The 26,346-nt window shown below is 42.8% G+C and carries 25 protein-coding genes; 10 read left to right on the forward strand and 15 right to left on the reverse strand.

Annotation, left to right across the window (positions count from 1 at the left end):
- Positions 1-198 precede the first annotated feature (198 nt).
- Positions 199-846: a hypothetical protein gene (locus QL919_RS01910; RefSeq protein ID WP_290187896.1), complete on the forward strand. Its 648-nt coding sequence runs from the start codon at positions 199-201 to the stop codon at positions 844-846.
- 39 nt (positions 847-885) lie between these two features.
- Here QL919_RS01910 and QL919_RS01915 read toward each other — a convergent pair whose 3' ends face one another.
- Positions 886-1,515 (reverse strand): GNAT family N-acetyltransferase, encoded by a 630-nt coding sequence (locus tag QL919_RS01915; protein WP_290187897.1) that lies wholly within the window; start codon positions 1,513-1,515, stop codon positions 886-888.
- Between the two features lie 354 nt (positions 1,516-1,869).
- Here QL919_RS01915 and ribF point away from each other — a divergent pair, with 354 nt between their 5' ends.
- Positions 1,870-2,913 (forward strand): riboflavin biosynthesis protein RibF, encoded by a 1,044-nt coding sequence (ribF, locus tag QL919_RS01920; RefSeq protein ID WP_290187898.1) that lies wholly within the window; start codon positions 1,870-1,872, stop codon positions 2,911-2,913.
- 117 nt (positions 2,914-3,030) lie between these two features.
- Here ribF and QL919_RS01925 read toward each other — a convergent pair whose 3' ends face one another.
- The 4 genes from QL919_RS01925 to QL919_RS01940 all read right to left on the reverse strand — a co-directional run bounded on the left by QL919_RS01925 (position 3,031) and on the right by QL919_RS01940 (position 8,114).
- Positions 3,031-3,270, reverse strand: coding sequence for a DUF2789 domain-containing protein (locus QL919_RS01925; protein ID WP_290187899.1), 240 nt, complete (start codon positions 3,268-3,270; stop codon positions 3,031-3,033).
- A 221-nt stretch (positions 3,271-3,491) separates the two neighbouring features.
- A complete protein-coding gene (locus QL919_RS01930; protein ID WP_290187900.1) occupies positions 3,492-4,481 on the reverse strand; it encodes a malate dehydrogenase in 990 nt (329 codons plus the stop codon).
- A 364-nt stretch (positions 4,482-4,845) separates the two neighbouring features.
- Positions 4,846-5,577: a hypothetical protein gene (locus QL919_RS01935; protein WP_290187901.1), complete on the reverse strand. Its 732-nt coding sequence runs from the start codon at positions 5,575-5,577 to the stop codon at positions 4,846-4,848.
- A gap of 407 nt (positions 5,578-5,984) precedes the next feature.
- Positions 5,985-8,114, reverse strand: a complete 2,130-nt coding sequence (locus tag QL919_RS01940; RefSeq protein ID WP_290187902.1) for a lytic transglycosylase domain-containing protein — start codon at positions 8,112-8,114, stop codon at positions 5,985-5,987.
- A gap of 347 nt (positions 8,115-8,461) precedes the next feature.
- On the opposite strand from QL919_RS01940, the gene miaB reads away from it, so the two are divergent.
- Positions 8,462-9,955, forward strand: a complete 1,494-nt coding sequence (miaB, locus tag QL919_RS01945; protein WP_290187903.1) for a tRNA (N6-isopentenyl adenosine(37)-C2)-methylthiotransferase MiaB — start codon at positions 8,462-8,464, stop codon at positions 9,953-9,955.
- Between the two features lie 99 nt (positions 9,956-10,054).
- Here the strand turns inward: miaB and QL919_RS01950 are convergent, their stop codons facing one another.
- The 4 genes from QL919_RS01950 to QL919_RS01965 all read right to left on the reverse strand — a co-directional run bounded on the left by QL919_RS01950 (position 10,055) and on the right by QL919_RS01965 (position 13,395).
- Entirely contained in the window at positions 10,055-10,786 is a 732-nt protein-coding gene (locus QL919_RS01950; protein WP_290187904.1) for a LysE family translocator, read from the reverse strand.
- A 134-nt stretch (positions 10,787-10,920) separates the two neighbouring features.
- The gene (argE, locus tag QL919_RS01955) at positions 10,921-12,141 is read right to left on the reverse strand and encodes an acetylornithine deacetylase (RefSeq protein WP_290187905.1); all 1,221 of its coding nucleotides are present in this window, start codon (positions 12,139-12,141) and stop codon (positions 10,921-10,923) included.
- Positions 12,142-12,174: 33 nt separating this feature from the next.
- Positions 12,175-12,657, reverse strand: coding sequence for a nucleoside deaminase (locus QL919_RS01960; protein ID WP_290187906.1), 483 nt, complete (start codon positions 12,655-12,657; stop codon positions 12,175-12,177).
- A gap of 84 nt (positions 12,658-12,741) precedes the next feature.
- The gene (locus QL919_RS01965; RefSeq protein WP_290187907.1) at positions 12,742-13,395 is read right to left on the reverse strand and encodes a UPF0149 family protein; all 654 of its coding nucleotides are present in this window, start codon (positions 13,393-13,395) and stop codon (positions 12,742-12,744) included.
- A 231-nt stretch (positions 13,396-13,626) separates the two neighbouring features.
- Here QL919_RS01965 and QL919_RS01970 point away from each other — a divergent pair, with 231 nt between their 5' ends.
- Positions 13,627-14,067 (forward strand): hypothetical protein, encoded by a 441-nt coding sequence (locus tag QL919_RS01970; protein WP_290187908.1) that lies wholly within the window; start codon positions 13,627-13,629, stop codon positions 14,065-14,067.
- A 171-nt stretch (positions 14,068-14,238) separates the two neighbouring features.
- Positions 14,239-14,664 (forward strand): cell division protein ZapA, encoded by a 426-nt coding sequence (locus QL919_RS01975; protein WP_290187909.1) that lies wholly within the window; start codon positions 14,239-14,241, stop codon positions 14,662-14,664.
- A gap of 169 nt (positions 14,665-14,833) precedes the next feature.
- Here the strand turns inward: QL919_RS01975 and QL919_RS01980 are convergent, their stop codons facing one another.
- The 4 genes from QL919_RS01980 to QL919_RS01995 form a co-directional block, all read right to left on the reverse strand.
- Positions 14,834-15,166 (reverse strand): hypothetical protein, encoded by a 333-nt coding sequence (locus tag QL919_RS01980; RefSeq protein WP_290187910.1) that lies wholly within the window; start codon positions 15,164-15,166, stop codon positions 14,834-14,836.
- A gap of 152 nt (positions 15,167-15,318) precedes the next feature.
- Positions 15,319-17,412 carry a glycine--tRNA ligase subunit beta gene (glyS, locus tag QL919_RS01985; RefSeq protein ID WP_290187911.1) on the reverse strand — a complete coding sequence of 698 codons (2,094 nt, stop codon included), beginning with the start codon at positions 17,410-17,412 and terminating at the stop codon, positions 15,319-15,321.
- A 9-nt stretch (positions 17,413-17,421) separates the two neighbouring features.
- On the reverse strand, positions 17,422-18,417 hold the full coding sequence (gene glyQ / locus QL919_RS01990; RefSeq protein WP_290187978.1) for a glycine--tRNA ligase subunit alpha: 996 nt from the start codon (positions 18,415-18,417) through the stop codon (positions 17,422-17,424).
- Positions 18,418-18,935: 518 nt separating this feature from the next.
- Entirely contained in the window at positions 18,936-19,148 is a 213-nt protein-coding gene (locus QL919_RS01995) for a PspC domain-containing protein (protein WP_290187912.1), read from the reverse strand.
- A 549-nt stretch (positions 19,149-19,697) separates the two neighbouring features.
- On the opposite strand from QL919_RS01995, the gene nadR reads away from it, so the two are divergent.
- The 3 genes from nadR (at position 19,698) to QL919_RS02010 (ending at position 22,170) form a co-directional block, all read left to right on the forward strand.
- Positions 19,698-20,744, forward strand: coding sequence for a multifunctional transcriptional regulator/nicotinamide-nucleotide adenylyltransferase/ribosylnicotinamide kinase NadR (nadR, locus tag QL919_RS02000; protein WP_290187913.1), 1,047 nt, complete (start codon positions 19,698-19,700; stop codon positions 20,742-20,744).
- A 71-nt stretch (positions 20,745-20,815) separates the two neighbouring features.
- Positions 20,816-21,547: a nicotinamide riboside transporter PnuC gene (gene pnuC, locus QL919_RS02005; RefSeq protein ID WP_290187914.1), complete on the forward strand. Its 732-nt coding sequence runs from the start codon at positions 20,816-20,818 to the stop codon at positions 21,545-21,547.
- Between the two features lie 176 nt (positions 21,548-21,723).
- Positions 21,724-22,170 (forward strand): Mpo1-like protein, encoded by a 447-nt coding sequence (locus QL919_RS02010; RefSeq protein WP_290187915.1) that lies wholly within the window; start codon positions 21,724-21,726, stop codon positions 22,168-22,170.
- A 314-nt stretch (positions 22,171-22,484) separates the two neighbouring features.
- On the opposite strand, the gene QL919_RS02015 is transcribed toward QL919_RS02010, so the two are convergent.
- Both QL919_RS02015 and QL919_RS02020 read right to left on the reverse strand, forming a co-directional pair.
- The gene (locus QL919_RS02015) at positions 22,485-23,096 is read right to left on the reverse strand and encodes a nitroreductase family protein (protein WP_290187916.1); all 612 of its coding nucleotides are present in this window, start codon (positions 23,094-23,096) and stop codon (positions 22,485-22,487) included.
- A gap of 257 nt (positions 23,097-23,353) precedes the next feature.
- Entirely contained in the window at positions 23,354-24,292 is a 939-nt protein-coding gene (locus tag QL919_RS02020; protein WP_290187917.1) for a pirin family protein, read from the reverse strand.
- Positions 24,293-24,432: 140 nt separating this feature from the next.
- On the opposite strand from QL919_RS02020, the gene QL919_RS02025 reads away from it, so the two are divergent.
- Entirely contained in the window at positions 24,433-25,134 is a 702-nt protein-coding gene (locus QL919_RS02025; RefSeq protein WP_290187918.1) for an IS1 family transposase, read from the forward strand.
- 597 nt (positions 25,135-25,731) lie between these two features.
- Positions 25,732-26,340, forward strand: a complete 609-nt coding sequence (locus QL919_RS02030; RefSeq protein WP_290187919.1) for a YceI family protein — start codon at positions 25,732-25,734, stop codon at positions 26,338-26,340.
- Positions 26,341-26,346 lie beyond the last annotated feature (6 nt).

A 26,346-nucleotide genomic window follows, 5' to 3' on the forward strand; every position in this document is an offset into this window, starting at 1 on the left:
CTATTGTACCATACCAAAAGTCTGACGCATTCATCCCTCTACTTTAGAAGTAGAGGAATTCTGCGCTGAAAATGTTAAAAAATAAGTAGCGTACAAACTTACGAAACCAAAACAAGCTTAGTATGAGAATTGACAGTGAAGGATGCTGATAGTTGCCATAATTGTTCTTTAATGAATAAATGGCTATTGAGGACTATTATGACAACTAAAAATTCAGCATTACAAGCTTCACGACCTACATTGTTACGCTTGCCAACCATACTAACTGTAGGCTTGCTAAGCACTGGATTGCTTTTAAGTGGTTGCAGCGACAACGATAATGCAGAGACAGCTGCCAGTGATACTGCTAGTAATCCTGAAGACACCGCAGCTGTTGTTGAAACATCTGAGGATGACACAGCTGGCGCAGAATTAACTGATGCTGATAATGATGTTGAAAGTGAGCAGATAGCGAATAGCGCTGAAGAAGAAACCATTATCGATAGTGATAATATCAATCCAGTTACCTCCTCTGCCGAGCAAAACAGCCTAGTTACCAATCCAACCAAGGCTGGTACACCAGAAGATACCGTTAAGAAAGCGCTAAACAGCTTGTATTATGGCGACGCGAAGAAATCTGCCTCTTATTATGAAGTAGATATGGCAAACTTCGAAGAAGAGTTAGCCAATACGCAGGCTGCTTTTCAGCAAACGGTCGAAGGCGTCACTATTACTGATACTAAATACAATGATGATAAAACTCGTGCCACTATCACTGGTGAGCTGATGCTAAAAAATCAAAGTGAGCCTGCGCCACTGACCTATGAATTGCAGAAGATAGATAATCAATGGAAGATTTTAGGTTAGAGCATTTGACTTCCGTTATGTGACTACCATTGTCTAAACTTATTCATCTACGTCATTGTCTAACATCATTGCCTTACCAAGCATCACAACATCTGCGATGAAACCTTGCATATCCATATCGCAAACTTTTGGCATATATCCCCACTGCTCAAAGCCAAGCTTACGGAACAATCCTAAGCTTGGTTTATTATGGGCAAAGACAAGCGCGACGATATTGTGAATACCTAGACTTGGCGCTTGCGTAAGCATCCAACGCGCAAGTAAGCTACCCAAGCCTTTCCCTTGATAATCCTGATGTAAGTAGATACTGATCTCAGTGCTAATATGATAAGCCGGTCGTGCGTATAAATCACTGAAACTGCCCCACGCGACAATTGGCGACTCGGCTTGCGCTGTGCTTTCGTTAGCTTCATCCATCAATTTAACAACAGCTCTAACCACGTAAATAGGGCGCGTTGAACTATGTATATGCTCATCAAACCACTCTGTACGCTCCTCAAGAGTTACTGGAGCAAGATTGGCAGTTGCCTGTTTGCCTGGAATACTCTGATTATAGATTGCTAAAATCTCTGACAAGTCTGCCTTACTAGCACGCTGCACAATAAACTGAGCGTTCAGATTATGCATTGATGAAACAGATGGTATAGCATTCAAGGCAACGTTAGTCATAGGATTTCCATAGCTAATGGTAGAGTTTGTGATAAGTGATAAGCAATTAGGCATCAGTTATAGTCAACATGCGGTCATAGTCACTGTTTTCAGCGAGAATGACAGCCTGATATGGCTGATTTAAATTGAGACAGACACAAGGCGCTATCAAGTGCAAATTTATACGGGAGACTTTAGGCGAGATTATTGCTGTCATTCTTTTATAATGGATTGACTATACTTGTATTATCAGCAGACTATAGGATGTTAGTATGGTTATTTTACTTTATAATGACTGGTTTTAGACACATCAATCTTTAATAGAGGTGTGTTTTTTATTTTTTATCTGTTCTTATCTATCATAGCTGAAAACTTATGAACACCTATTTTCTTGAGCAACTGATTGCATCGCCAAGCACCTTGCCTGCAAATACCAGCCCAGTAGATTTGGCACCCTGTGTGCTGACTATTGGTAACTTCGACGGTGTGCATTTGGGTCATCAAGCGATGCTAGCCCAAGTTCGTGATATTGCTAACGCGCAAAATCTTGGCTCTGCCGTGATGATATTTGAGCCACAGCCACGTGAGTTTTTTGCGCCAACGACTGCGCCCGCTCGTCTGACCAATCTAGCCGAAAAACAAGCCTTGCTTGCAGAATACGGCATTGAGACGCTAATTGTAGCAAGCTTTGATAGCGATTTTCGCTCGTTAGCAGCGCAAGCATTTGCTGATATATTAGCTCTGCGCTTAAACGTAAAATCATTGGTATTGGGTGATGACTTTAAATTCGGTCATGACCGTACCGGTGACAGCCAGTTTTTGCGTGACTATGGCTTAGATGTAACCAATCTGCATACCGTCATAGATGATAGTGGTAAAGCCGCACGCATCAGCTCTACCCGTGTTCGTGACTTATTATTGGCTGGTGACCTCGACGCTGCCAACGCGCTACTTGGTCGCGATTATATGATGACAGGATTGGTCATCGGTGGTGATAAAATCGGTCGCACCATGGATTTCCCAACTGCCAATATAGAATTAAAACGCTTGAAGCCCGCCCTACACGGTATCTTTGCAGTCGATGTGGTCAGTTTAGATAATGATGGAAAAGTAATACCTAATGGTTTATCGGCATTTGCCATTAATAATAAATCAGGCATCGAAGGCTTACGTCCGGACAGTTTATTTGGTACAGCCAGTATTGGCACTAGACCCTCTGTAAACAAAGGACATGAATGGCGTTTAGAGGTTCACTTTCCAAAATTGCAAGCCGACTTATACGGCTTGACATTACAGGTGCGCTTTTTACATTATCTGCATGGTGAACGCCATTATGAAAGCTTAGAGGCATTGAAAAAAGGCATTCATAATGATGTTAAAGACTTGGTTGTGTGGCGAGATAAGCAGAACATTGGTTAGAAATATTTTCTAATGTCAAGTACACCTAACTTAAAGCATGTCTGATTTATAGGCAGAAAAAACCCACAGCGTAAATCACGTCTGTGGGTTTTTCTTTTCATCAAGTTTTATCTGTGTTTAAGCATCTGGATGCATGCGCACATTTAAGTCATCGATAACCTCGACCCATGCCGCATCTTTTTTCCATTCTTCTTGCAAAAACATACGCTGACTGTCAGTCCAAACATCAGACTCTGTTAACTTTTCTTCTTTTGCCAATTGATTATTTTCGATAAAGCTATCGATAGCCTCATCAGAATTATCAAGACCCAACTGAGCAAATAATTCATTCATGTTATATTCTGGCTCACCCAACATACTCTTTCTCCTTAAATGGTGCAGATTTAATTGTGATTATTATTTCAACGAACATATTTATTGTAGCAAGCTTTATAATAATAGCTGTTAACCAACGTTTATCTAACGTTATCAATTGTGTTAATAGCCAGTCGTCTACGATATTTAGAGACAAAGAAGCCCTCTATATAAGAGGGCTTCTTCTATACTACTGTTTATAACAGCATTAACAGAATGTCTGCTTATGGAAGCAGATGAGCAACTGCATCACGCTCTTCGCTAAGCTCTTGCTCAGTGGCTGCCATTTTCTCTTTTGAGAAATCTGATGATACATCAACGCCATCTACGATAGACCAGTCGCCGTTTGCGCAAGTCACTGGGAATGAGTAAATTAAGCCTTCAGCAATACCGTATTCGCCGTTTGAGTAAACGCCCATAGATACCCAGTCGTTCTCATCAGTACCTAGTGCCCACGTGCGCATATGTGCAATGGCAGCGTTGGCAGCAGAAGCGGCAGATGAAGCACCGCGAGCTTTAATAATCGCAGCACCGCGCTGTTGTACTTCTGGGATATAAGTATTTTCGTACCAGTCACGATCAACCAAATCTAGCGCAGGCTTACCGTTTACCGTACAAGCTGTTAAGTCTGGATACTGAGTTGATGAGTGATTGCCCCAGATAGTCATGTTTTTGATGTCATTAACAGTGCTGTCTGTCTTGTCAGCCAACTGTGCCATTGCACGGTTGTGATCTAGGCGAGTCATGGCAGTAAAGTTGCGTGGATCAAGATCTGGCGCATTACGTTGAGCGATAAGCGCGTTGGTGTTTGCAGGGTTACCCACGACCAATACTTTTACATCACGGCTTGCAACATCGTTCAATGCTTTACCTTGTGCTGAGAAAATCGCAGCATTGGCTTCTAGCAAATCTTTACGCTCCATACCTGGGCCACGCGGACGTGCGCCAACAAGTAATGCATAGTCGATATCTTTGAATGCAACGTTAGCATCATCAGTTTGGACGATACCGGCCAATAATGGGAATGCACAATCTTCTAATTCCATGACCACACCCTTTAGGGCGTCAAGAGCTGGCGTAATTTCAAGCAGTTGTAAAATAACTGGCTGATCTTTACCTAGCATCTCGCCAGATGCAATACGAAATAGCATCGCGTAGCTGATATTACCAGCGGCACCAGTGACGGCAACACGTAAAGGCTGTTTCATTGACATTGAATACTCCCTAATTGATGATTAGATAATTCATGATTGTAATAGATGATTATCATTTTAGATATCGACTGATTTGCTGCCTAATAGCAGCCATAAACCGAGGGTTAGTGTAGCACTTCATGCTATAAACCGTCTAGACGCTACAAGACGCCCATTAATATTATATTGTTACATTTTATACGAGAGCGTTTTAATATGGCGTAAAACGTAGGTGAGTAAAGAGATAAAGGACTATGAAAAGTGACGAGCAACAGCATTGGTCAGTGCTCTATCTGGCGTGTACTATCATTCATTGTAAAATGAATTGAAGACACGCCCTAGTAGAACTTGAGACAATTAAAGCAATTGAGTGCCTATAAATAAACTATTTACCACCTGAAATGACAAACTTGCTGCCACAGTTATCGACGACATTATGACAAGTACCAAATTCGCTACCTTCATAACAGACATGCACATCAGTCAATGTTAATTGGCGACGACTACCCGCTTGGCAAATCAAATCAATACTGCTTGAAGTCATACCACTATTCAGACGGGTCATCTGACTGATAAAACGCGATTTAGAAACGGTATAACTATTACCAGTATTCAACTCATTTGGTAGCTTTAGCGCTCCGGCATAATTAGTAATTTGACGGAAGTAGCTACCATCACTGAGCGGACTACAAGCTCCGTAACGCTGCCACGCTTGGCTACGCACGGTAGTATCAGGCATGACACGGTTGACGACTTTTAGCTGTAACGGTGTTAAACGCGGCTCACTACCAACACCGCAGCGCTCACCATAGCCCATATCCAAACCTGATACAGTTAACGAATAGCCTTCTAAGCATTGACGCATACGAGCACGTGTCGGCTGTATGCTGCATAGTGCGGGAGTCATCTCAATCATTAACACGCGCTGTCCTGTTTTGGCCGCGCTTGCAGCATGCACAGGCAGCAGTATCACACCTTGCAACATCACCAATGCAGCCAGCTTCTTAGCTGTATTTATGGTTGCTTGTCGATTTAATGATGCTTTGTTCGGTCTCAGTTTTGCTGAGAGAAAGCTCAACGTTAGAGCTTGTGACGTAACAACTTTTGAAGTAGTCATCAATGGCAGGCGCATCTGCATCTTAGCAGATGACTGATGCCTAGTTTTAGATAATAGAGACAGATTAAAATATTTTTTGATCATAGGGGCTGCAGGCATCTAGCAATGACAAAACATGGGCTATTACTTAGATTAGGCGTTCAAAATATCAATAAATGTGATATACCAATATTCATAAAACTAAGAATAGAACTCGCAAAAAATATGGGTGCCAATTAGACACACTAATTTATGTAATGGTAGCAAAACGCTTTTATTAATCTATAGCAGAAACGTAAACATAAGGGAGATACTGCAGAAGTAACACAGCAATGTTGTCAGATTATTCGTAAGGATTGCAGACCATCAATAGACAAAAACCATTAACGATTGCTCATTAATGGTTTTTTAATGGATGAATAATCCTACTAGAATGCGGGAGGTACTGTACCCATACGCTGACTAATTGGCTGGCTACGACCTAGCAGGCTGCTATAGATAGTCGCGTTTTCCATGACATGCTTCACATAATTACGCGTCTCAGGAAAGGCGATTGACTCAACGTATTGGTCAGCAGCAATCGAGCCATATACTGGCTGCCAGCGCTTGGCATTATTAGGGCCAGCGTTATATCCTGCGGTGGCCAATACTGGCTGATAATTGAGCTTACCCAAGATATCGCCCATATACCAAGTACCATAACGAATGTTGGTATCACCACTATTGGCGCGACTGGCACTATAGGTTTCACCCAAATTACGAGCAATATACTTTGCAGTATCAGGCATGACTTGCATCAGTCCACTGGCACCTACGTTCGAGCGCGCCGAGGTGACAAAGCGGCTCTCTTGACGCATAATGCCATACGCCCAAGCGGGATCGATACCTGCTGATTGACTATAGCGCACCACAGCATCTTGGTGCGGCATCGGATGCGATAACGCCAAGCTGTCTACTCTATCGGTATTATCAACTGCATAAATCGCGCGATCGAGCCAGCCCATGTCATAGGCTTGACGAGCGGCAGCAATAATCAAATTATCATCACGATTGTCACGAGCTTGCTTTACTGCCCAATTCCACTCACGGTTGGCATAGGCACGGCTAGCATCAGCGTTGTATAGCGCAAAAGCACGAGCAAAATGTGGGTTTTGCATGACGCGTGCGCGATCAGCGGCACTGACATTGGGTAAGTTGTTGCCACCTAAACGGCTGGCATCAAAACGCTGTCCGATTTTATCTTTTGCCATCAGACCATAGTAGTCATTACTTTTGGCGATGTTCTGATACATTTTTTTGGCTAAGTTGCGTTTATTGGCATCACTCGATTGCTCATAAGCACGAGCCAACCAATACTGCCACTGGCTACCTTTTTGGGTTTCGCCATCCATTTTTGAGATGGCTTCGACCACATCGTCCCAACGACCAAAACGAATCGCCGCCATGGCATAATCTTCGGCTTCTTCAAAGTTAAAGTCGTCATCTAGACTATTGCGGAACCAATCCACTGCCTCAGCATTAAAACCATCATCCGTATTATGATTCATACGTTGCACACCAAGAATACGATACGCATAGCGACGAGTGTCGTCGTTCAATAGTTTGACCGCACGCTGGTTGTCTTGCTTAACGTCAAAATCTAATTGCAACGCCGCCTCACGATAGGATTTATCAGCGACACGTCCCATCGCATATAGATATAGATATTGATTGGTCTGGCTAACAGGCTCGCGACTAAAACGACTAAAGAAGGCAGATGGATTCAGCTGAATCTCGCTCAATGCTGAATAAGCAATAGGTGTTCCTAAACGCGATGACAATGCCATAATATCGCCAGTTTTACCTTTACGAAGCATACGTTTAAGACGAGCAGCTCGGTCTTGATTACTAATCAGCGCGTTATTATTCATCTCCATCGCGAGCTGATCACATAAGGCTGGCTGCTTTTTGGTGGTCAACCAAACATCAGATTTTGCTGCCATTGCGCGCATGGTATCACCGCCATTGTTGAATCCAAGCGCAATCGCGCAGCGCTCACTCGCATCAGCATTGGTAATCAAGTTCGCCACTTGGCGTACTGAGGCATAATCGTTGGAGCCTGCTTTGGTTTCAGCAAAATCAGCGACTAATTTTTCGGCCATCACTGTATTGGGATACTGGCGTACAAACTGTGATACTGCAGCCGAGCTTTGTGAATTTAAATCCAAATTCATGCGCCAGTAAGTCGGATACATGGCAAACAAACCACCACTCATGACCTGCTCATAGTTATAAAGTGCGCTGACATCACCGCGGTCGGCAGCGATTGCCGCTGCCGTAAATGAGTTAACACTGCTGTCTTGTTGATAGTTAGTGTCTTGCTCATAGCTATTATTGTCACCCCAAGTCAGCTCTGCACAAGCAACTTGTGATAAACCAAGCGCACTCAAAGCAGTCGCTAGGCTTATAGCGCTCACTCGTAGCGTTCCTGCTTTCAATCGATTTGAGCGCTTTAAGCCCTCATTGCTATGGGTAGCTTCTCTATCCTTGATGCTCTGAGCGACACGCAACTTTGTCATACTGACTCTCTTTATCATATATCTACCAATGTGTGAACAGCAGTTTAGCAAATGCTGCTGAGGTTATGGCGCTTATCATACTATATCCGTTGCACTTTCAACCATCACCTTTACCTTTTGTTAATAAATAGGACAGCACGGTGTAACATAGAAGTGATAGTAATTTGCGGTTTTTAGCAAAACTGCTGCTAATACCAGTAAATAATTGATACTGTTATAAATAATATATAATAATGACCATCAATTGCCCATGCTAATTTTTCACTTTGGCAAAGGGTTGTGATAAAATATGCCACCTGTTAATCGGCTACCCTGCTATATTTTTAGTCAATCATGGACTTATCCTTATGAGTGTTACTGTATTTAATCCCCGCATTGATGACGCTGCTGTTGCTAATACCATCGCTAGCACGCCTACCGTTACTGCACTCAACGAAGCAAGTTCAGCCCAATCGCCTGTCAATAAGGCGGCAACTAAAAAGGTGTTTGTGACCACTCAGGGCTGTCAGATGAACGTCTATGACTCTGGCAAAATGCTTGATGTGTTGGGTGACTCGCATGGTATGGAAGTTACACACGATATCGATGAAGCCGATGTACTATTAATGAATACCTGCTCTATTCGCGAAAAAGCACAAGAAAAAGTGTTTTCAGAGTTGGGTCGCTGGCGCAAACTAAAAGAAAAACGCCCTGATTTGGTCATCGGTGTCGGTGGCTGCGTGGCCTCGCAAGAAGGCGATAACATTCAAAAACGTGCGCCTTATGTCGATATGGTATTTGGCCCGCAAACCTTGCACCGTTTGCCTGAGCTCTACGATCAATCAAACGAGCAGCGTGAAATCGCGCCTAAGAATCGCATTGGTACGATTGACGTGTCATTCCCGAGTATCGAGAAGTTTGATTTCTTACCTGAGCCAAGAGTTGAAGGTTATAAGGCTTTTGTGTCTATTATGGAAGGCTGCTCAAAATATTGCTCATTTTGCGTCGTTCCCTATACGCGCGGCGAAGAATTATCACGTCCACTTGACGATGTATTGGCAGAGATTGATAGCTTGGCTGAACAAGGCGTGCGCGAAATCAATCTGTTGGGTCAAAACGTCAATGGCTATCGCGGCGAAAAAGACGATGGCAGTATTTGCCGCTTCGCTGAGCTATTGCACTATGTATCGCACGTCGATGGTGTCGAGCGTATCCGTTATACCACCAGCCATCCACTAGAGTTTACTGATGATATCATTGATGCTTATGCGCAATTGCCAGAGCTGGTATCACATTTGCATTTGCCGGTTCAAAGTGGTTCAAACGCTATCTTGGCAGCGATGAAACGCAACCATACCATTGATGTTTATATCAATCAGATTAATAAACTAAAAGCCATTCGCCCTGATATTCACTTGTCGAGCGACTTTATCATTGGCTTCCCAGGTGAGACTGAGCAAGACTTCCAAGATACGTTGAACTTGGCGAAAGAGTTAAATTTCGATCATTCTTATAGCTTTATTTATTCGAAGCGTCCAGGCACGCCAGCGGCAGAGTTACCTGACGATGTGAGCTTCAAAACTAAAAAAGAGCGCTTGGCAGAATTCCAAAAAGTTATTATCGACTCAACACTCGCTAAAACGCATGAAATGGTCGGTACCACCACTCGCGTCTTGGTCGAACAAGTTGCCAATCGTCATCCAGACTACTTAATCGGCACGGCTGATAATACCCGCACCGTTATGTTCCCTTATGACGTTGATAAAATGGATGAGCTACTTGGCAAAATCGTTAGCGTGCGCGTGACTGACTTTGTGAGTCCACATATGGTGAAGGGTGAGCTAATCGAAATGTTGGCGTAACCGTTAGCAAGCAATCTTGAATAAATAAATGAGCCGTTCGCTATCAAATAGTGAACGGCTCTTTTGTAATTAATATTAATCTTAAATAGTATTTGTCTTTTATATCAAAAAACCATTCAACACTTCAGCCAATAAAGCTGCCGCAATTAGTATAAATATCACCCCGCACGCTCGATTTAACCACGCTAAGCGACTGCCAACATCTAGCCAGCTTGCTAGCTTTGTACCACCTAGCGTATAAACAATCTGCCAAATTGTCTCGCTTAAAAACAATCCTGCCGTTAATAAAATATATTGTGGCCATAGCGGCGCACTGAAATTAATGAATTTGGGGAAAAATGCGGCAAAGAATAAAATCGCTTTCGGATTGGACAATGACACCCAAATACCAGTACGAAACAAGGTCGTGTTGCTCGGAGAGACCTTAACTGCTGCGCTAGATAGCGAGCGCGGTCTGGGCATATCAGCCGTAGGTTGCATAGTAGTGGGATAGTCAGCTCCCACCTCCTCGCTTATCTCACGGGCGTCGCTCATCAAGCTACCATCACCAGCATCGCGCCATGAACTGATGCCCAAATAGATTAGATATGCTGCGCCTACTGCTTTAATAACAGTGAGCAGCCAAGGTGATTGGCGGCTAATCACATCCAATCCAAGCAAGGTTGAAAGCAATAGAATGAACAAACCAAGGCTTAATCCTGCTAACGTCCATAGCGTCCGCCTCACCCCATAGTTCATGCCATACTGGAATGCGAGTAGCATATTAGGACCAGGAGTCGCTGAGATAAAAAACGTACTTGCAAAAAACACCGCAAACAGATGCCAAGACATCAACCAACCCCTAATTCTTAGTTATAGAAAACTTAAATACCTAATGCTAAGCTGCTAAAAAACAAACACCGCCATAAAGACGGTGTATTTTATGCTCATTCATATCAAATATAAATGGTCTGCTAGCTAATAAACTAATTAACCGTACAGCTATCTAACAACTTCTGCAAAAACCCATCACAACGCTCAATTTCACTTAGCTCGACATATTCATCGGCTTTATGAGCCTGCTCAATACTACCGGGACCACAGATAATCGTTGGTATGCCAGCATTGGTAAATTGCCCGCCCTCAGTGGCATAAGCTACTTTATGCCGTTTGTCATCGCCCGTCAGAGCAGCTATTAACGCTTGTAGCTCAGCGCTGTCGCTATCGGTCATTGCTGGTACGCTTTCTTCTTGCATCAGCTCAATACCGGTATCGGCAGCGCGTGCTTGCATTTGGGCGCTGAGCTCTGCAACCTTCGCCTGAATCGGTGCGATGATATCATCTTGCGTCATATGCGGCAGATTGCGATAGTCAAAGGTAAACTCACATAGATTGGGGACAATATTGGTCGCCGTGCCACCTTTTATCGTGCCTACAGACAATGTCGAATAAGGCACATCAAACAGCGCGTCATTATCACTGCGATAACTTATCTCTTCTGCCAACTCATCAACATAACCAATCAAACGGCTGGCATAGCTAATGGCGTTGACGCCTTGCGCAGTCAATGATGAATGCGCAGATTTGCCATGGACACGGCAACGATACACAGCGATGCCTTTATGTGCCACCACCATCGTCATATTAGTCGGCTCCCCAACGATACAATAATCAGGCGTAATACCGCGTGCCTTTAAATCTGCCAATATTAAGGGCGCGCCTAAGCAACCAACTTCTTCATCAAATGATAAAGCCAAATGCAGCGGACGTCGCAGTTGGCCTGCATTAGATAGCTTTACCGCTTGTGGCAATAACGTCAATGCACAGGCGATAAAGCCTTTCATATCACAAGCACCGCGTCCATATAGCTTGTCACCACGAATGGTCGCGGTGAACGGCTCTGACGTCCAGTCTTGACCATCAACTGGTACGACATCGGTATGACCAGATAGCACGAGACCGTGATTGACTTCGTCAGCGTTTGCCCCTGCTGGCACAGTAACGAACAGATTGGCTTTATTTTTGGCTTCATTAAAGGTCAAATCTACCGTTAAACCTAACTGCTCACAGTAAGCTTGCACATCTTCAATTAATGCTAAGTTTGAATACCGACTGACCGTATCGAAACCAATCAAGCGCGTTAGCCAATCGATACTCTGCGCGGGGTAAGACGTGTTTTTGAGCTGATTATTATTGTTCGAAGTCATGAAATATCCTTATCACGATACAAGATAAAAAGGCTAATATTTTTGCAATGAATGTCGTTGTAACTCTTTTACTTCTTCATCCAAGCCTGCAATCGGACCATCTACTGGTATGTTCGGCGCCACTTCTTGGATTGACAAAGTATTGATAGGAGATGAGGATTTAACGCCCATCTCCGCCATCCATTCGCCTAACTGTTTTGAAGAGCTAACGTAAACAATACGCTCCAGTCCTGCCCAAGCGTGGGCAGCAGAGCACATGGCACAATGCTCACCTGAAGTATAAACCACCGACTTTGCGCGCGCTTCAGGGGTCATATTTTCTGCCGCCCATTTGGCGACGGCAATTTCAGGATGGTAAGTCGCATCGACCGTATTGGCACGGTTACGATCTTCCCTCATCATATTGCCATCCGCATCGACCAGTACACTACCAAATGGCTCATCGCCCGCCTCTAAAGCTTCAGCAGCAAGCTCAACGCAGCGACGCAAGTGTTGCATGTCTTTGTCCGTTATCATCACAGTCTCCTTTTGAATCGCTTAGAACTTATAAGCTTACTGTAAATCAGCACTCCTATCACACTGCTCATTATAGCGATTCAATTATGACGGATTGTTTTGATTCATGATATCTATCACTGGTGGCATCGGTTTTGGCAGCTTACCTTCTGCTTGTAACTCTTTGGTCGTCTTAGCATCAATAGCCAGTCCAGAAATCAGAGCGATATCTTTGACAGGTTTACGCTTGCGAGTCGCAAAGCTGACTGGCACCATACGCGCAAACTCATAGATATACAGGTAAGACTCTTCCCCACCTTCAAAGTCTTCATCGTCTTCTAATCGAATCGCGCCAATTTTAGCCAAATCCGACAACATTTCATTCTCTTCAGCAGTGAGACCACAATCGGTAATACCAAAGCCTGTCATAAAGCCATTGGCCCACTGTTTCAACGCCATCACGCGCTCGTATAAATCATGTTCATCATCTGGCACTAACGGCGTATAAGAATAAGCATCGTCTTTGTCTTTCAGCTGAAAAACGGTGTCCTCCGCCTCTTCAGTTAATAAAGTCAACGCCTCATCAGGTAATGGTGCAAAGCTCAGCTCCTCGAACACCTTTGCCCATACTGGCTCATCAGGCGCATTACAAGCGGTCATCAGCCCCGTCATCAAGCCATGTACCTCACTGATAGACACGTCCGTCCAATCGTCAAATGCAGTGAGCCATGTGTTCCAGCCAGAGATATTATCATTCATAATAGAAGTCCTAGTGATTGGTTATAAGTTATACAAAAAAGCAGATAAATAAAATAATTGATAGACATGGCTAAATATAATCAATCAAGCCACGAACAATATAAATAAACGAACAACGTCTAATATAGGTAATTACTTTGTTGATATAGATATTATGCGGTCACCTATGGCATTATTAAACGCACAGAACAAAATTCATTCACGCTTACTTGTTAAGGATAAAAACTGACTATGTATGATCAACTTAGAATATTAGAAAAAATGATACTCGACATCAAAAAACAGTATCAGCTTGTCAGTGCTGAACTTAGCAGCCTCAAACAGCATCCCGTTACCGATCCAAAGGAGCTAGCTGCTTTGCAGAGCAAGCTCGATACCAGCCACACAGAACGTGACGGTGCTAAAAAACAATTGAACGATTTAGACAAACGCTATCAAAACTTAGCAGAAGCGCATCATATGATTGGCGAAGAACAAGACAAACTACACAAGCAAATTGGCCAATTACAACAACAGAATAGCGAGCTGCAACAGCATAATAATGAATTGAAACAGCAGTATAGCGATATCAAACAGCAAAACAGCGAGTTGCAGAAAAAGAACCAATTGGCAGCTGAGCGCACACAAGTGGTATTAAAGCGCTTAACTCGTATCGATCAAGCTGAGGGTTAGTAAAGAACTACCAATGATAATAATAGATAGCTGTCTTAATAGATTTTATCTTTATTAGATGGCCTATTTATCATAAAACTTATCCCTCTCTAAGCTGCTAATTAGCTGCCAGACATATACTTGTAATAGCTTATATTACTCATTTTAATGACATATATTGTAGGATTTATCATGACCGATGACCACACTAAATCTGCTGACAAACAGTCTCAAAGTAATCAGCTGCAGAGTACCAGCTCTAAAACACAACAGGTAACATCAACTGCCACAAACGCCTCAAGCACTGTAGCCAAACCTGCTGAACCGCAAATTAAGAAGGTCGATGTTGCCATTGCTGGCGTGACCTATCCCATCTACTGCCCAGTCCATGAGCAAGAAGAGCTACACTCAGCCGTCTCTTATATCAACAACTACGCGTTAGATCTCAAACGCGATGCGCCAAGTCTCAGTCAAGAAAGCATTTTAGTGCTTTGCTGCTTGAATTTGTATGAGAAAATCCATGCCAATCAAAGAAATGAAGAAGATCGATTGCAACAAGATAAGCAGTCTGAGGCGCTTATTAATAAAATTATGAAGGATGCTCAGTCTATTCTGTAAGCTGATAATTCTCCATGAAATATAGCCCCATAAATTATGGTTTCATAAGATATTGAATCATAAATAAGAAGCGCCTAGCCCATTGAAGCTAAGCGCTTTTTTATATTAAAAATGGAATGGTGATTGGAACGGTGTTAAATATTCATCGATTTTTTAGGTTTGGTATTACTTATGCATGAGGGTTATAGACTTTGCCGGCATGAAAATCCGCTTGATGCTCATAGTTGCAAAAGAACCATTCTTTATGACTCTCACCCTCATTACGGTTGTCATTCTCTACGTTGTCATTCTCTACTATTAAGCCTGATTCTGCAGAAACTGGTTTGGCTTCAAGTACACCGCGGTACTCAGCCAAACTGTTACCACAAAAATTGCAAAAACGCGGCGTAATGACATCGCCTTTTTTTGGCATCATACTTTTGGGTGGGCGTGGGTACATAAATCTGTAAAACGCCCACATCACAGCCCAGATAATAAGAATCACAATGATAACGGCTAACACAGCAGTGCTCCTTCAAGTATGGGTTAAGACATTATAAACATAGCACTTCAACATAATCACATAAAAAACTGGCTCAATATTGCCAGTTTTTTACGCGATAAGTAAGCGAGTAGCATGCAGGCTCAGATTGTCGTTCGGCTATAACTATCAAGTTATAACTGTAGCTCACTGATATCAGCCACGGTTAAGAATAAGGCACGAACTTGCTTGAGCAATGCTAAGCGATTGTTCTTTAGTGCTGCGTCTTCACTATTAACCATGACATCGGCAAAGAACTGCGTCAATGGCGCATCTAAACTGACCAGTGTTTGCAATATTCGCGTATAGTCAGCTGTTTCAAGCAAAGGTTTCACTGCAGTCTGCGCTTGCTGGACAGCCTGATACAATGCCTGCTCAGCAGACTCATGTAACAATGACTCATCGACTTTATCAGCAACCGCGCTTTCTGACTTGGCTAAAATATTGGCAACTCGTTTGTTTGATTCAGCTAGCATTGATGCTTGTGGCAACTCGCTAAAGGCTTGAACAGCACGGATACGCTGATCAAAATCAAGCGGCATATGCGGATTAATCGCTTGCACTGCCTGAATGGTGTCGACGCTAACGCCTTGCTCAGTATACATGGCACGATAGCGTGAGTTTAAGAACGCCATCACTTGGGTAAAGGTATCGCCCATCTTAGCAATCTTGCTACCATCGCTCGTGCTATAACCTTTAATCGCTTGCTCAACGAGCGCCACCAGATTAATCGGTAATTGTTTTTCAATCAAAATACGTAAAACACCAATCGCTGAACGACGCAAGCTAAACGGATCTTTCGAACCTGTTGGGGCTTGATCAATGGCAAAAATACCAACCAAAGTATCCAAGCGATCTGCCAATGCTAAGGAAATACCAATCGGCGTCTGCGGTAATACGTCACCACTGAACTTAGGCAAATACTGCTCTTCTAAACTTGCAGCAACAGCAGCAGGTTCGCCATTTAAGCGCGCATAATAAGTCCCAGCGATACCTTGCAACTCAGGATACTCACCAACCAGTGAGCTGGCCAAATCTGCTTTTGCCAACATCGCAGCACGTACCGTTTCCTCGATATCAATTTTTGTGCCTTGTTGCTGCATAAGTGTGGCAATAAAGGCGGCAAGCTTGGCAATACGCTCAGACTTTTCCCAAATCGTACCCAATTTGTCTTGGAAGACGCGAGTTTTTAGGCTCTCAGTCAATGCAAATAGTGGCTGCTTTTGATCTTGTAAGAAGAAAAACTCTGCATCAGCCAAACGTGGACGCACAACTTTTTCATTACCTTCGATAATTTGGTTAGGATCTTTTGACTCAATATTGGTGATAAAGATAAAGTACGGCTGCAATTTGCCAGTTTTATCGGTTAAGCAGAAATACTTTTGATCCGCTTGCATAGTCGAAATAAGCGCTTCTTGCGGTACTTGTAAAAAGCGTGCTTCAAAGCTTGCGCGTAGCGCAATTGGAAAATCGACCAATGCGGTGACTTCGTCTAATAAATCTTGCGGTACGATGGCATCAGAATTAACCTCATCTGCCAATGCTTTGACTTGGTTTTTGATGAGCATTTGTCGCTTATCAAAATCAGCGACAACTTTTAATCCATCAAGCAGTTTCTCATAGTCATTGGCATGCGCAATATTGTGATAATCAGGACTATGGAAGCGATGACCGCGAGTTTGCGTGCCGGTTTGATGTCCTTGGATAGTAGCGTCAATGACAGCGTCATCTTGCATCAATACTGCCCACTGTACCGGACGCACAAACTCATTGCGACTGCTACCCGCGCGCATACGTTTGGCAATCGGTAGATTATCAAGCGCGGTTTGGAAAATGGTAGGTAGTAGCTCAGTCGTCGCTTGACCCTGAATAGTTTGCTCATAACCAACATAGTCACCTTTATCGGTGTTAATCGTTATCAGCTCGCTTGCTTCTATACCCAAACCCTTGGCAAAGCCCATCGCTGCACGCGTTGGATTGCCATCGCTATCAAATGCCGCTTTAATCGCCGGTCCACGCTTTTGCTCGCTACGGTCCGGCTGCTTATCGCTGATACCCTGAATCTGTATCGCTAAACGACGCGGTGCAGCAAAGGATTTAATACTATCGAAACTGATATCAGCTTCATTTAACTGTTCAGTGACACTTGCTTGTAGCGCATCACGTAAAGGCTTTAGGCTTTTTGGAGGTAGCTCTTCACACCCCAGTTCAAATAGAATAGTACTCATGGGATGCTCCTATTTATTATTGTTAGTAGTTTGATTGTTTTCAGTAGATTGACTAGCATCTGCAACCTCATCAGTTACCGATTCTTCTTTTGGTAAATACTTATCAAGCGCCGCTTGACGATGCGCTTCATCTGCCAATGGGAAGCCTAATTTCGCGCGTGCTTCGACGTAACCAACAGCAACTTTACGAGCCAGCGTACGTACACGTAAAATGAAACGCTGACGTTCTGTCACCGAAATCGCACCGCGAGCATCAAGTAAGTTAAAGGCATGCGAGGCTTTTAGCACCATCTCATAGGCTGGCAGCGGCAGACCTTCAGCAACCAGCTTATCCGCTTGCTGCTCATAAAAGTCGAACATCTGACCCATCATTGGCACATCGGCATGCTCAAAGTTATAGGTAGATTGCTCAACTTCGTTTTGATGAAAGACATCGCCATAAGTCACGCGACCAAACTCGCCATCTGCCCAGACCAAATCATAAACGCTATCGACGCCTTGTACATACATTGCCAAGCGCTCAAGACCGTAAGTAATCTCACCTGTTACTGGGAAACATTCAATACCGCCAACTTGCTGGAAATAAGTGAACTGAGTGACTTCCATACCATTGAGCCAAATCTCCCAGCCAAGCCCCCACGCACCTAGCGTTGGCGACTCCCAATTGTCTTCCACAAAACGCACATCGTGCACCAGCGGATCGATACCAATCGCTCTTAATGAATCCAAATACAGCTCTTGGATATTGGGTGGATTGGGCTTGAGCACTACTTGAAACTGATAGTAATGCTGCAAACGGTTCGGGTTATCACCGTAGCGTCCATCGGTTGGACGACGTGATGGCTGCACATAAGCGGCATTCCAACGCTCGGGGCCTAAAGAACGTAAAAATGTCGCGGTGTGAAAGGTACCCGCACCGACTTCCATATCATAAGGCTGCAAGATGACGCAGCCCTTGTCAGCCCAATAATTTTGCAAGGTTAGGATGAGATCTTGAAACGTCATCGGTTGAGAATCTTTCGCTTGTGATGTCATAGTTTGGATTATCATAGTTTGGGGCATCTTAATAAAGCCACTGTGGAATGAGTATTATGAAATATTGATAGCGCTCGTATTGCCTATTCGGCAACGACGCTATTTGCCTGCTCACCTTACTAAAAATTGACGATTTTATCCATATTTACCGCAACTAAATTTATAATATATGGTGATGCATTTAGCATGTGGGCTCATTTACTGGTCAATTTTGCCGTATAAGCAATTGGTAAGCGCAACCACTGACGCAAAAAAAATACCCAAATGCGTGAGCATCTGGGCAGGAGGAAAAGTATGTCGCTGGTATCCTGATGAGTCAGGCTTTTTGTTTTTTAATTAAACTGCTTTTTTATTAAACACTTGCTTGAGTTACTACTTAAGTTTACTTCCTTTAGTCAGGAAGTTTGATGGTTATATTTATTTATAAAAACATATTCTACTACCAAAGTACCAATATAGAATCTAACCTTCATAGCTAATATCTAAGCTTATTGATAAGACTCACTAGTCGCCTTTGGCATAATTATCCATAAGATAATATAAATTAAAATACCTGGTACAGCTGCACTCAGTGATGAAACGATAACGAAGAGCAATCTAACCCAAGTTGGTGACCAACCGACATACTCTGCAATGCCGCCCATCACACCTGCTATCATGCGACTATTCTGTGAGCGATGTAATTTTGCTAACTTAGCCAAATCGAATACCTCTCTATTTAATATTTACTAATCAGTATTTGCTAATTATTTTTATATATTTCTTTTGGTTTTTACGTGCGTTTGACTTACTGAATTCAAGATTTGTCTTTAGATCTATTAATCTTTCTAACTTACAAATAAGTATATCAACTATTAAGGCTTTATCTGTTGAAGATGTAGCAGTGCTTTGTGAGTTTATGCTACCTAAACTTGCCCTAACCTGTCCTAATACCGTGTAAACCCCTGATTTTAAATAATTATTTCAAAATGTTTCATAAATAGCTTTGTTGCGCTTATCTTACACTTCTTGTTACAAACCCACTTTTCGGTATTTATAATAGACAAGTAAATTTTATATATTTAATGTGTGATATCTAAAAAATGACAAGCAAATTAATAACTTGGTTACATCCTTATCAAGAGAAAACTCATAAACCATTACCAATTTACAATAACCTACCTGTAAATCTGTTTAAACCTTTATACCATGCTGATAAACAACTAAAACAACGACTGACGATGAATGATTTTTAGAATATAAGGATAGTTATGTACAATACTGGTTTAATGATTGGGCATTTTGAACCCTTACATTTGGGTCAAATGCGCAGTATCTTGGATGCAGCAGGACAAGCAAAGAACCTGCATATTGTTATTATGGCACACCCTTCACCGCATCCGGATTTTACCATTACGTTGCAAGACAAGGCACGTTGGTTACAGATGGCATGTGCCGACTTGCCATTCATTCACATTCACACCACTCATGAGATTGAGCTGCCTTTGCATGACAGCTTTGATGACGTGACTATCGACATTCCTGCCAGCAATGCCAAGTTGCAACGGCTGAGTGATGCACTGGCATTGCCAGCAGAGACCGTATTATTTGTCGCAGAGAATCACCCCTTAGCGCAGAGCAGCATTCGAGACCAACTGCAGATGTCAGTCATCACGACTCCGCTACAACCTGAATTTGACTCTTATGCTATCGCTCGCAATCCTGTCGCGCATTGGTCAGCGATTCATCCTCAAGCGCGCGGCGACTATACTAAAACCGTGGCCATCGTTGGCGGAGAGAGTTCAGGCAAGACCACCTTAGTCCATAAGCTTGCTAACTATTATGGTGCCAGTTTTGCGCTAGAGATGGGTCGACTGTATGTTGGAACAGATTTGGGTGGTAGTGAAATTGGCTTACAGTATAATGATTATGGGCCCATTGCACTCAATCATGCACAAGCTATCCGTGACGCGGCTGCAGTAGCAACTGCGCCTATCACTATCGTTGATACAGATTTTGTGACCACTCAGGCTTTCTGTGAAGAGTATGAAGGTCGAGCTCACCCATTTGTAGCCGCTTGTATTGATGAGTTTCGCTTAGACCATACTATCATGCTAGATAATAATACACCGTGGGTAGATGACGGCATGCGCTCATTAGGCACACCTGAGGCACGTGGACGCTTTGAGCAGCGCCTCGTTGATATTTTTGCCCGTCATAACATCGAGCCTCATTTGATTGATGAGCCTGATTATGATGCTCGTTATCAGCAAGCATTACTGTTTATCAATCAGCATATCTATGGCAAAAAAGCCTAAGACAAAAAATGCGACAACACCAAAAGTATTAATATACATTGTCAATCGTATTCATTTTCAGGGAAAAACTTATGCGCATTCAGCTACTAGACAACATCACCGGAAAATGGGCGATGCAATGGATTATCACGTGGTTCATTTGTGGTGTGATTGCCTTGTCCGCAGGTTTTTGGCTAACCACAGACCACACCACCCTTGATTGGTTTTATTTGGCGGTATCATTTATCGGATTGATTTGCGTGGTATCGTTGTCTTTTCGCAAAAATGTTATGGGTAATGGATTCGGCATGGGTGCGACCGCTGGTGAAGTGGTGGTTCAGGCAACCTCTGGTGCAGTCGGCTTAATGCTCGCACCGCTTTTCAACTTTTTTACCCACGTCTATGGTATTTTTTATTGGTCAAAGCACACCGACCCTGACGGGGATATGATACCTAAGTCTGCCAGCAAAGCCGTTTGGCTGATTACCGCAGCATTCATCGTGATTGGTCTTGCATTATTCCCTACCGTCAACAACTTGTTGGCAAGCTATGGTTATGCCGTTGTAGAAGACGACAACAGTCTTTTTCTAGGTTTTATCTCATTTTTCTGGATTAACGTCATTGCCTTTGTACTATCCATCACCGCACAGGCTGCCATGATTCTGCGCTATTCATTCAACTGGTGGTTATGGATTATCGTCAATTTCGTTTGGCTCATCGTCAACCTGATGTCTGGTAACTATATCTTTGCCATCCAAACCATGATTTATCAAGTCAACTCTTTTATTGGTCTCTATGAATGGCATCGCAGTGAACAAGGCTAGAGCATAACCTCAATTCAATCGATGAGCACTCAAAAAAAGGGCTACAGCCGGTTTTGACTGAGCCGTCTATCAGACAATATGGTAGATTGGCTTAATTAGTGCTACAACTGGTATTAAGAACACTATGAGCAAGCAGCTACGCTCATCTTTTTTCACTTACTAACAGGGAGGTTAGTATGTCTCGTAATCGTCAACCACGCATGTCTAAACGCACACTTGAGCAGTGGCTCAGTGAGTATTCTGTCAGTCACCAAAACCTTATCAACAAACAAATCCATTGGCTATGCGTTCCTACCATTTTTGTCAGTTTATTAGGGATGGGTATGTCGCTATCCGTCTGGTTTACCTTGGTCCTTAGCGCCTTAGTTTTGCTATTTTATATGCGTTTGTCCACGCCACTATTTTTAGCAATGGGTATGTTTATTTTAATATGTTTGTCAGTCATGACCCTGTTACCATGGGGCTTCAAAGTCTGGGCAGGTATTTTTATCGTTGCTTGGATTGGACAGTTTATCGGTCATAAGATTGAAGGCAAAAAACCTTCGTTTTTTGAAGATTTACAGTTCTTATTAATTGGTCCAGCGTGGGTCGCCAACAGCTTGATGGGTCGTAAAAAGAGTTAGTACGTACGATGTAATGCCGCCACGTTCTAAAAAGTTATACCATTTCCAAAAATGAGAGTAACGCGGAAAGCTTGCGCAAGTACGACACTTCGTAGGTTTAGCAAGTTCGACAAAGCTAATTGGGCTTTTTGGGTTTGGTATTATTTAAAAACTTCTGCTTTAGAAGCATGTCTACTGATGACGTACCATACAAAAAGCGCCACCCGACTGTTAGTTGGGTGGCGCTTTTTTGGCTTTAATACTTATTCGCTTTAATCATCAAACAGGTCCATTACTCAGCACGCATTTGATACTTTAAACGAATAGAAAGTCATTTATTTGCCAAATACTTTCATACGATCTTCAACTGGCTGAAACTCTTTATCACCTGCTGGCTGCTCAATACCGCCGAATACCATCTGTGCGATAAGATCCCAATGATCATCGATACCCCAAGTTTCAGAAACTTTATTGTCAATGACAGGATTATAATGCTGTAGGTTGGCACCAACATTTGCACTCGCAAGACCAGTCCACAATACATACTGATGCATTGCGCTAGTGTGATCAGCCCAAATTGGGAACCTATCAGCATATAGCGGTGCCGCTTCTTGTAAGTTTCTAACCACTCTCTGATCTTCAAAGAATAGAATCGTACCTGCCGCTGCTCTAAAACCACCAATCTTCTGCTTGGTTGATGCAAACTGCTCGTCATTGTTGACGATATCACGTAAAGTCTCTTCGGTTATATCCCAAAGCTTGTTGTGGTCTTGATCGAATAGCACAACGATACGCGTTGATTGTGAGTTGAACGCAGACGGCGTATGCAAGATAGCATGTTCAACCATCTTAACGATTTCGTCTTTTGATACAGGTAAATTATCGTTTAACGCATAAACAGAACGACGGTTTTCAGCCAGTTGCTGCAGATCTTGTAAATTTGACATTAATGTCTCCAAATTATAAAAAATTAGTGAATTTATGAATACAGTTATCAAAGATTGCTGGTTTTATTAGTTACCTGTTGTCGCACTTATCAGGTTCTACTCTAGAACTCCAAGCTCTACCGATGTATTTATTTTTCAACATACTCATTATAAGAAAATGAGCATCGAATCACCACTTATCAATTGTAAAAAAACTTAATAGATCTGTATTTATAACAATAAAAACTAACAAAATCGGTGGGAAAAAGTATCCAAAACTAGCCTTTAAAGCCTTCTGGTAACTCTGGTGCAGGCAGACGCTTCATATCTGAGTCGACATTGCCAAAGCGCTCATGACCGTTATTCCAGTCTTTGATTGCAAGCTCAATCTCTTCTTTATTGTCTGCAACAAAGTTCCACCATAGTAATACTTGGTTATTCAACGGCTCACCACCGATGAACATCACGCGTGTGCCTTTTTTGGCGACCAGTTTGATGCTCTCGTTATTGGCAACATCATGATCATGAAAGCGCAGTAGTTGATCTTGCGGGCAGACTTTGCCCTCAGACTCAACCTCACCCTCATTGACTAAGATACCGTACTCAAAACCTGGCTCTAGCGTCAGTGTCACTTCGCCGTCTTCCTGCCAGTACACGTCGATACCAACCATTTTTGAATATTGAATGGTTGGCGCTTGATAGTGCTCACCGGTCACTGACGTATAGCTACCAGTGGTCAGTATCATCTCGACGCTATCTTCCGTCCACGTCGGTAGCTCTGGATAATGATGGAAGCCTGGCTCAATCTCTTGATCGGTAGGCAATGCAATCCACAACTGTACCATGCTCAGCGCGCGTGCCGCATCTAGCGAGCCACCAGTATCTGGAAAGACACTTTGTTCGGTATGGCTGATGCCGCGAGTCGGCCCTGTACCCGCCGTCATGACGTTAACTTGGTTTTTGGTGATGACTTGCTCATTACCTAAGCTGTCTTTGTGCAGCACTTCGCCATCCAACATCCAGCTAAAAGTTTGCAAATTGGTGTGCGGATGACGACCAACCTGCATACCTGTTTCATCTGGACCAAACTCAGCAGGACCTGCATGATCTAAAAAGCACCATGGGCCAATAGGCTTTTTACCGGTATTGGGTAAAAGACGAGCAATTGGAATGCCGCCAACATCTGCTAAACGTGGTTCTAGGATATTGATACTCATGGTTCACCTCTTATTATCAATTATGTGATATTCAATACGGTATAAATGACGCTATAAAAAACACAGGTGGTGTATCAAAAAGTATGCTGAGGAAATAAAAGGAGGAGTGACAGCCGAAGCAAGATGATATATTTGAGGTTATGAAGACACAAATACAGATCAGTTGCCCCGACTGTCACAGTCCCAGTTTTTCGATACATGGCATAAAAAGCTATGGCAAGCAGAACTACCAATGTAAGGACTGCAAACGTCAGTTTATTGGCGACCATGCCTTAAGCTACCAAGGCTGTCACTCTCAAATAGAAGACATCATACGGCTAATGACGGTTAGAGGCTGCGGTGTTAGAGACATAGCCATCATTACCTCGGTGAGTATTGGTAAAGTGCTCAGCACCATAGGCTCATCTGTTTATAAGATCGCGCCTAAGAAGCGATATTATGAACGCTTAGAGGTTGATGAGTTCTGGACTTACGTGTATCGCAAGAAGCGTAAAGTCTGGCTTATTTATGCTTATGACCGTGCTACTAATGAGATTGTCGCTTATGTCTGGGGCAAACGTGACCTAAAAACGGCTCAGAAACTAAGAGCCCGTCTTAAGCAACTTAAAGTGAGCTATGACTCTATTAGTATGGACAATTGGGACAGTTTCATAACGGCCTTTAAACCAGATAACAAACAAGTTGGCAAACAACATACCGTAGGCATTGAAGGTAATAACTGCCGTCTTAGACACCGACTAAAACGAGCCGTTAGAAGAACCTGTTGTTTCTCTAAGAAGCTCGATAATCACTTTAAGGTGTTTGATTTGGTGTTCTTTTATATCAATTATGGCTATGTCTGATGCCAGCATACTTTTTAGAACACCACCAGCTTTTTAACCCCTAAACCTATGAAAATAGGGTGGGGATGATTTTTTTGTCGTGTGCAGAGAAATCATTGATAAAATAGGCGACCAATTGGGGCACTGATTTCTTGTAATTTGTCCATGTTTATTCTCCAATAATATGAAAGTTCATTTAAAAGACTTTTGTTTATTTAGGTAATGGCAATATTGTAGTCGTTGCTTGTAAATAGTTAAACAGTGTTAATTACAATTGTAAGTTCTTTATTTGAGAACAGTCTATGAGTGTTTTAAGTGATAAGATCACCATAAGGTGCTGTAAATATCGAGCCCTACCAATCAAGACTTAATAATTGGGATTTTTCGATTGCACAAAAAATACAAAAAGCAACGGAAAGACACATTTTTTGATGGTTTTTAGCATCAAACACCCTATTTTTTTGCTAAACTTAGCATTCTGATAGATAAGCCATACTTAACAAGAATACTTAAAAAGTACTTTGAACTACCATCACTCTTTGAGCTGATATATAAATGGCGTTATATTTGCCTCTATCCACCTATTGAATTCAATTACCTAAAAAAGGATGATTTATAATGACTTTAAAATCTATTAAACAAGCAAATCGCGCGCTTGCTTTTGCTGCTATCGGTGCACTTGGCATGGTTAGTACACTAGGTAACGCTGCCACTTACCAGCTTGACCCGCATCATACTGCGGTACGCTTTTCTGTCGATCACTTTGGTACTTCTACCAACGCTGGTGGTTTTTATAATCTTTCTGGCATTCTTGAGTATGCCCCTGAAAAGAAAAAAGGCTTTGTGGGCATCACCATTCCTATGGGTAGCTTGAGCACTGGCCTCAAAACCTTTGACGGCCATTTAAAATCTGCTGACTTTTTTAATGTAGAAAAATACCCAACGGCATATTTTAAATCTACCGAATGGCAGTTTGATGGCGATAAAGTTAAGGCCATCAAAGGTGACTTGACTCTGCTTGATAAAACTCACCCAGTGACGTTAACGGCTACTAAGTTTAACTGCTATGAAAACCCGCTTTTGAAGGCTGAAGCTTGTGGTGGCGATTTTGAAACCACTATTGACAGAACCAAATGGGGTATCAATACCTTTACAGATGGCGGTATGATGAAAAACATCAAACTGGTCGTTCAGGTAGAAGGCAGCAAAAAGGCTGCTCTTAAATAAGGGTCA

Source organism: Psychrobacter sp. APC 3426 (assembly GCF_030408035.1).
GTDB lineage: Bacteria > Pseudomonadota > Gammaproteobacteria > Pseudomonadales > Moraxellaceae > Psychrobacter.

Coding starts and splice junctions, on each gene's coding strand:
- QL919_RS01910 (WP_290187896.1), top strand. CDS start 199: ATGACAACTAAAAATTCAGCATTACAAGCTTCACGACCTACATTGTTA.
- QL919_RS01915 (WP_290187897.1), bottom strand. CDS start 1,515: ATGACTAACGTTGCCTTGAATGCTATACCATCTGTTTCATCAATGCAT.
- ribF (WP_290187898.1), top strand. CDS start 1,870: ATGAACACCTATTTTCTTGAGCAACTGATTGCATCGCCAAGCACCTTG.
- QL919_RS01925 (WP_290187899.1), bottom strand. CDS start 3,270: ATGTTGGGTGAGCCAGAATATAACATGAATGAATTATTTGCTCAGTTG.
- QL919_RS01930 (WP_290187900.1), bottom strand. CDS start 4,481: ATGTCAATGAAACAGCCTTTACGTGTTGCCGTCACTGGTGCCGCTGGT.
- QL919_RS01935 (WP_290187901.1), bottom strand. CDS start 5,577: ATGACTACTTCAAAAGTTGTTACGTCACAAGCTCTAACGTTGAGCTTT.
- QL919_RS01940 (WP_290187902.1), bottom strand. CDS start 8,114: ATGACAAAGTTGCGTGTCGCTCAGAGCATCAAGGATAGAGAAGCTACC.
- miaB (WP_290187903.1), top strand. CDS start 8,462: ATGAGTGTTACTGTATTTAATCCCCGCATTGATGACGCTGCTGTTGCT.
- QL919_RS01950 (WP_290187904.1), bottom strand. CDS start 10,786: ATGTCTTGGCATCTGTTTGCGGTGTTTTTTGCAAGTACGTTTTTTATC.
- argE (WP_290187905.1), bottom strand. CDS start 12,141: ATGACTTCGAACAATAATAATCAGCTCAAAAACACGTCTTACCCCGCG.
- QL919_RS01960 (WP_290187906.1), bottom strand. CDS start 12,657: ATGATAACGGACAAAGACATGCAACACTTGCGTCGCTGCGTTGAGCTT.
- QL919_RS01965 (WP_290187907.1), bottom strand. CDS start 13,395: ATGAATGATAATATCTCTGGCTGGAACACATGGCTCACTGCATTTGAC.
- QL919_RS01970 (WP_290187908.1), top strand. CDS start 13,627: ATGTATGATCAACTTAGAATATTAGAAAAAATGATACTCGACATCAAA.
- QL919_RS01975 (WP_290187909.1), top strand. CDS start 14,239: ATGACCGATGACCACACTAAATCTGCTGACAAACAGTCTCAAAGTAAT.
- glyS (WP_290187911.1), bottom strand. CDS start 17,412: ATGAGTACTATTCTATTTGAACTGGGGTGTGAAGAGCTACCTCCAAAA.
- glyQ (WP_290187978.1), bottom strand. CDS start 18,417: ATGACGTTTCAAGATCTCATCCTAACCTTGCAAAATTATTGGGCTGAC.
- nadR (WP_290187913.1), top strand. CDS start 19,698: ATGTACAATACTGGTTTAATGATTGGGCATTTTGAACCCTTACATTTG.
- pnuC (WP_290187914.1), top strand. CDS start 20,816: ATGCGCATTCAGCTACTAGACAACATCACCGGAAAATGGGCGATGCAA.
- QL919_RS02010 (WP_290187915.1), top strand. CDS start 21,724: ATGTCTCGTAATCGTCAACCACGCATGTCTAAACGCACACTTGAGCAG.
- QL919_RS02015 (WP_290187916.1), bottom strand. CDS start 23,096: ATGTCAAATTTACAAGATCTGCAGCAACTGGCTGAAAACCGTCGTTCT.
- QL919_RS02020 (WP_290187917.1), bottom strand. CDS start 24,292: ATGAGTATCAATATCCTAGAACCACGTTTAGCAGATGTTGGCGGCATT.
- QL919_RS02025 (WP_290187918.1), top strand. CDS start 24,433: ATGAAGACACAAATACAGATCAGTTGCCCCGACTGTCACAGTCCCAGT.
- QL919_RS02030 (WP_290187919.1), top strand. CDS start 25,732: ATGACTTTAAAATCTATTAAACAAGCAAATCGCGCGCTTGCTTTTGCT.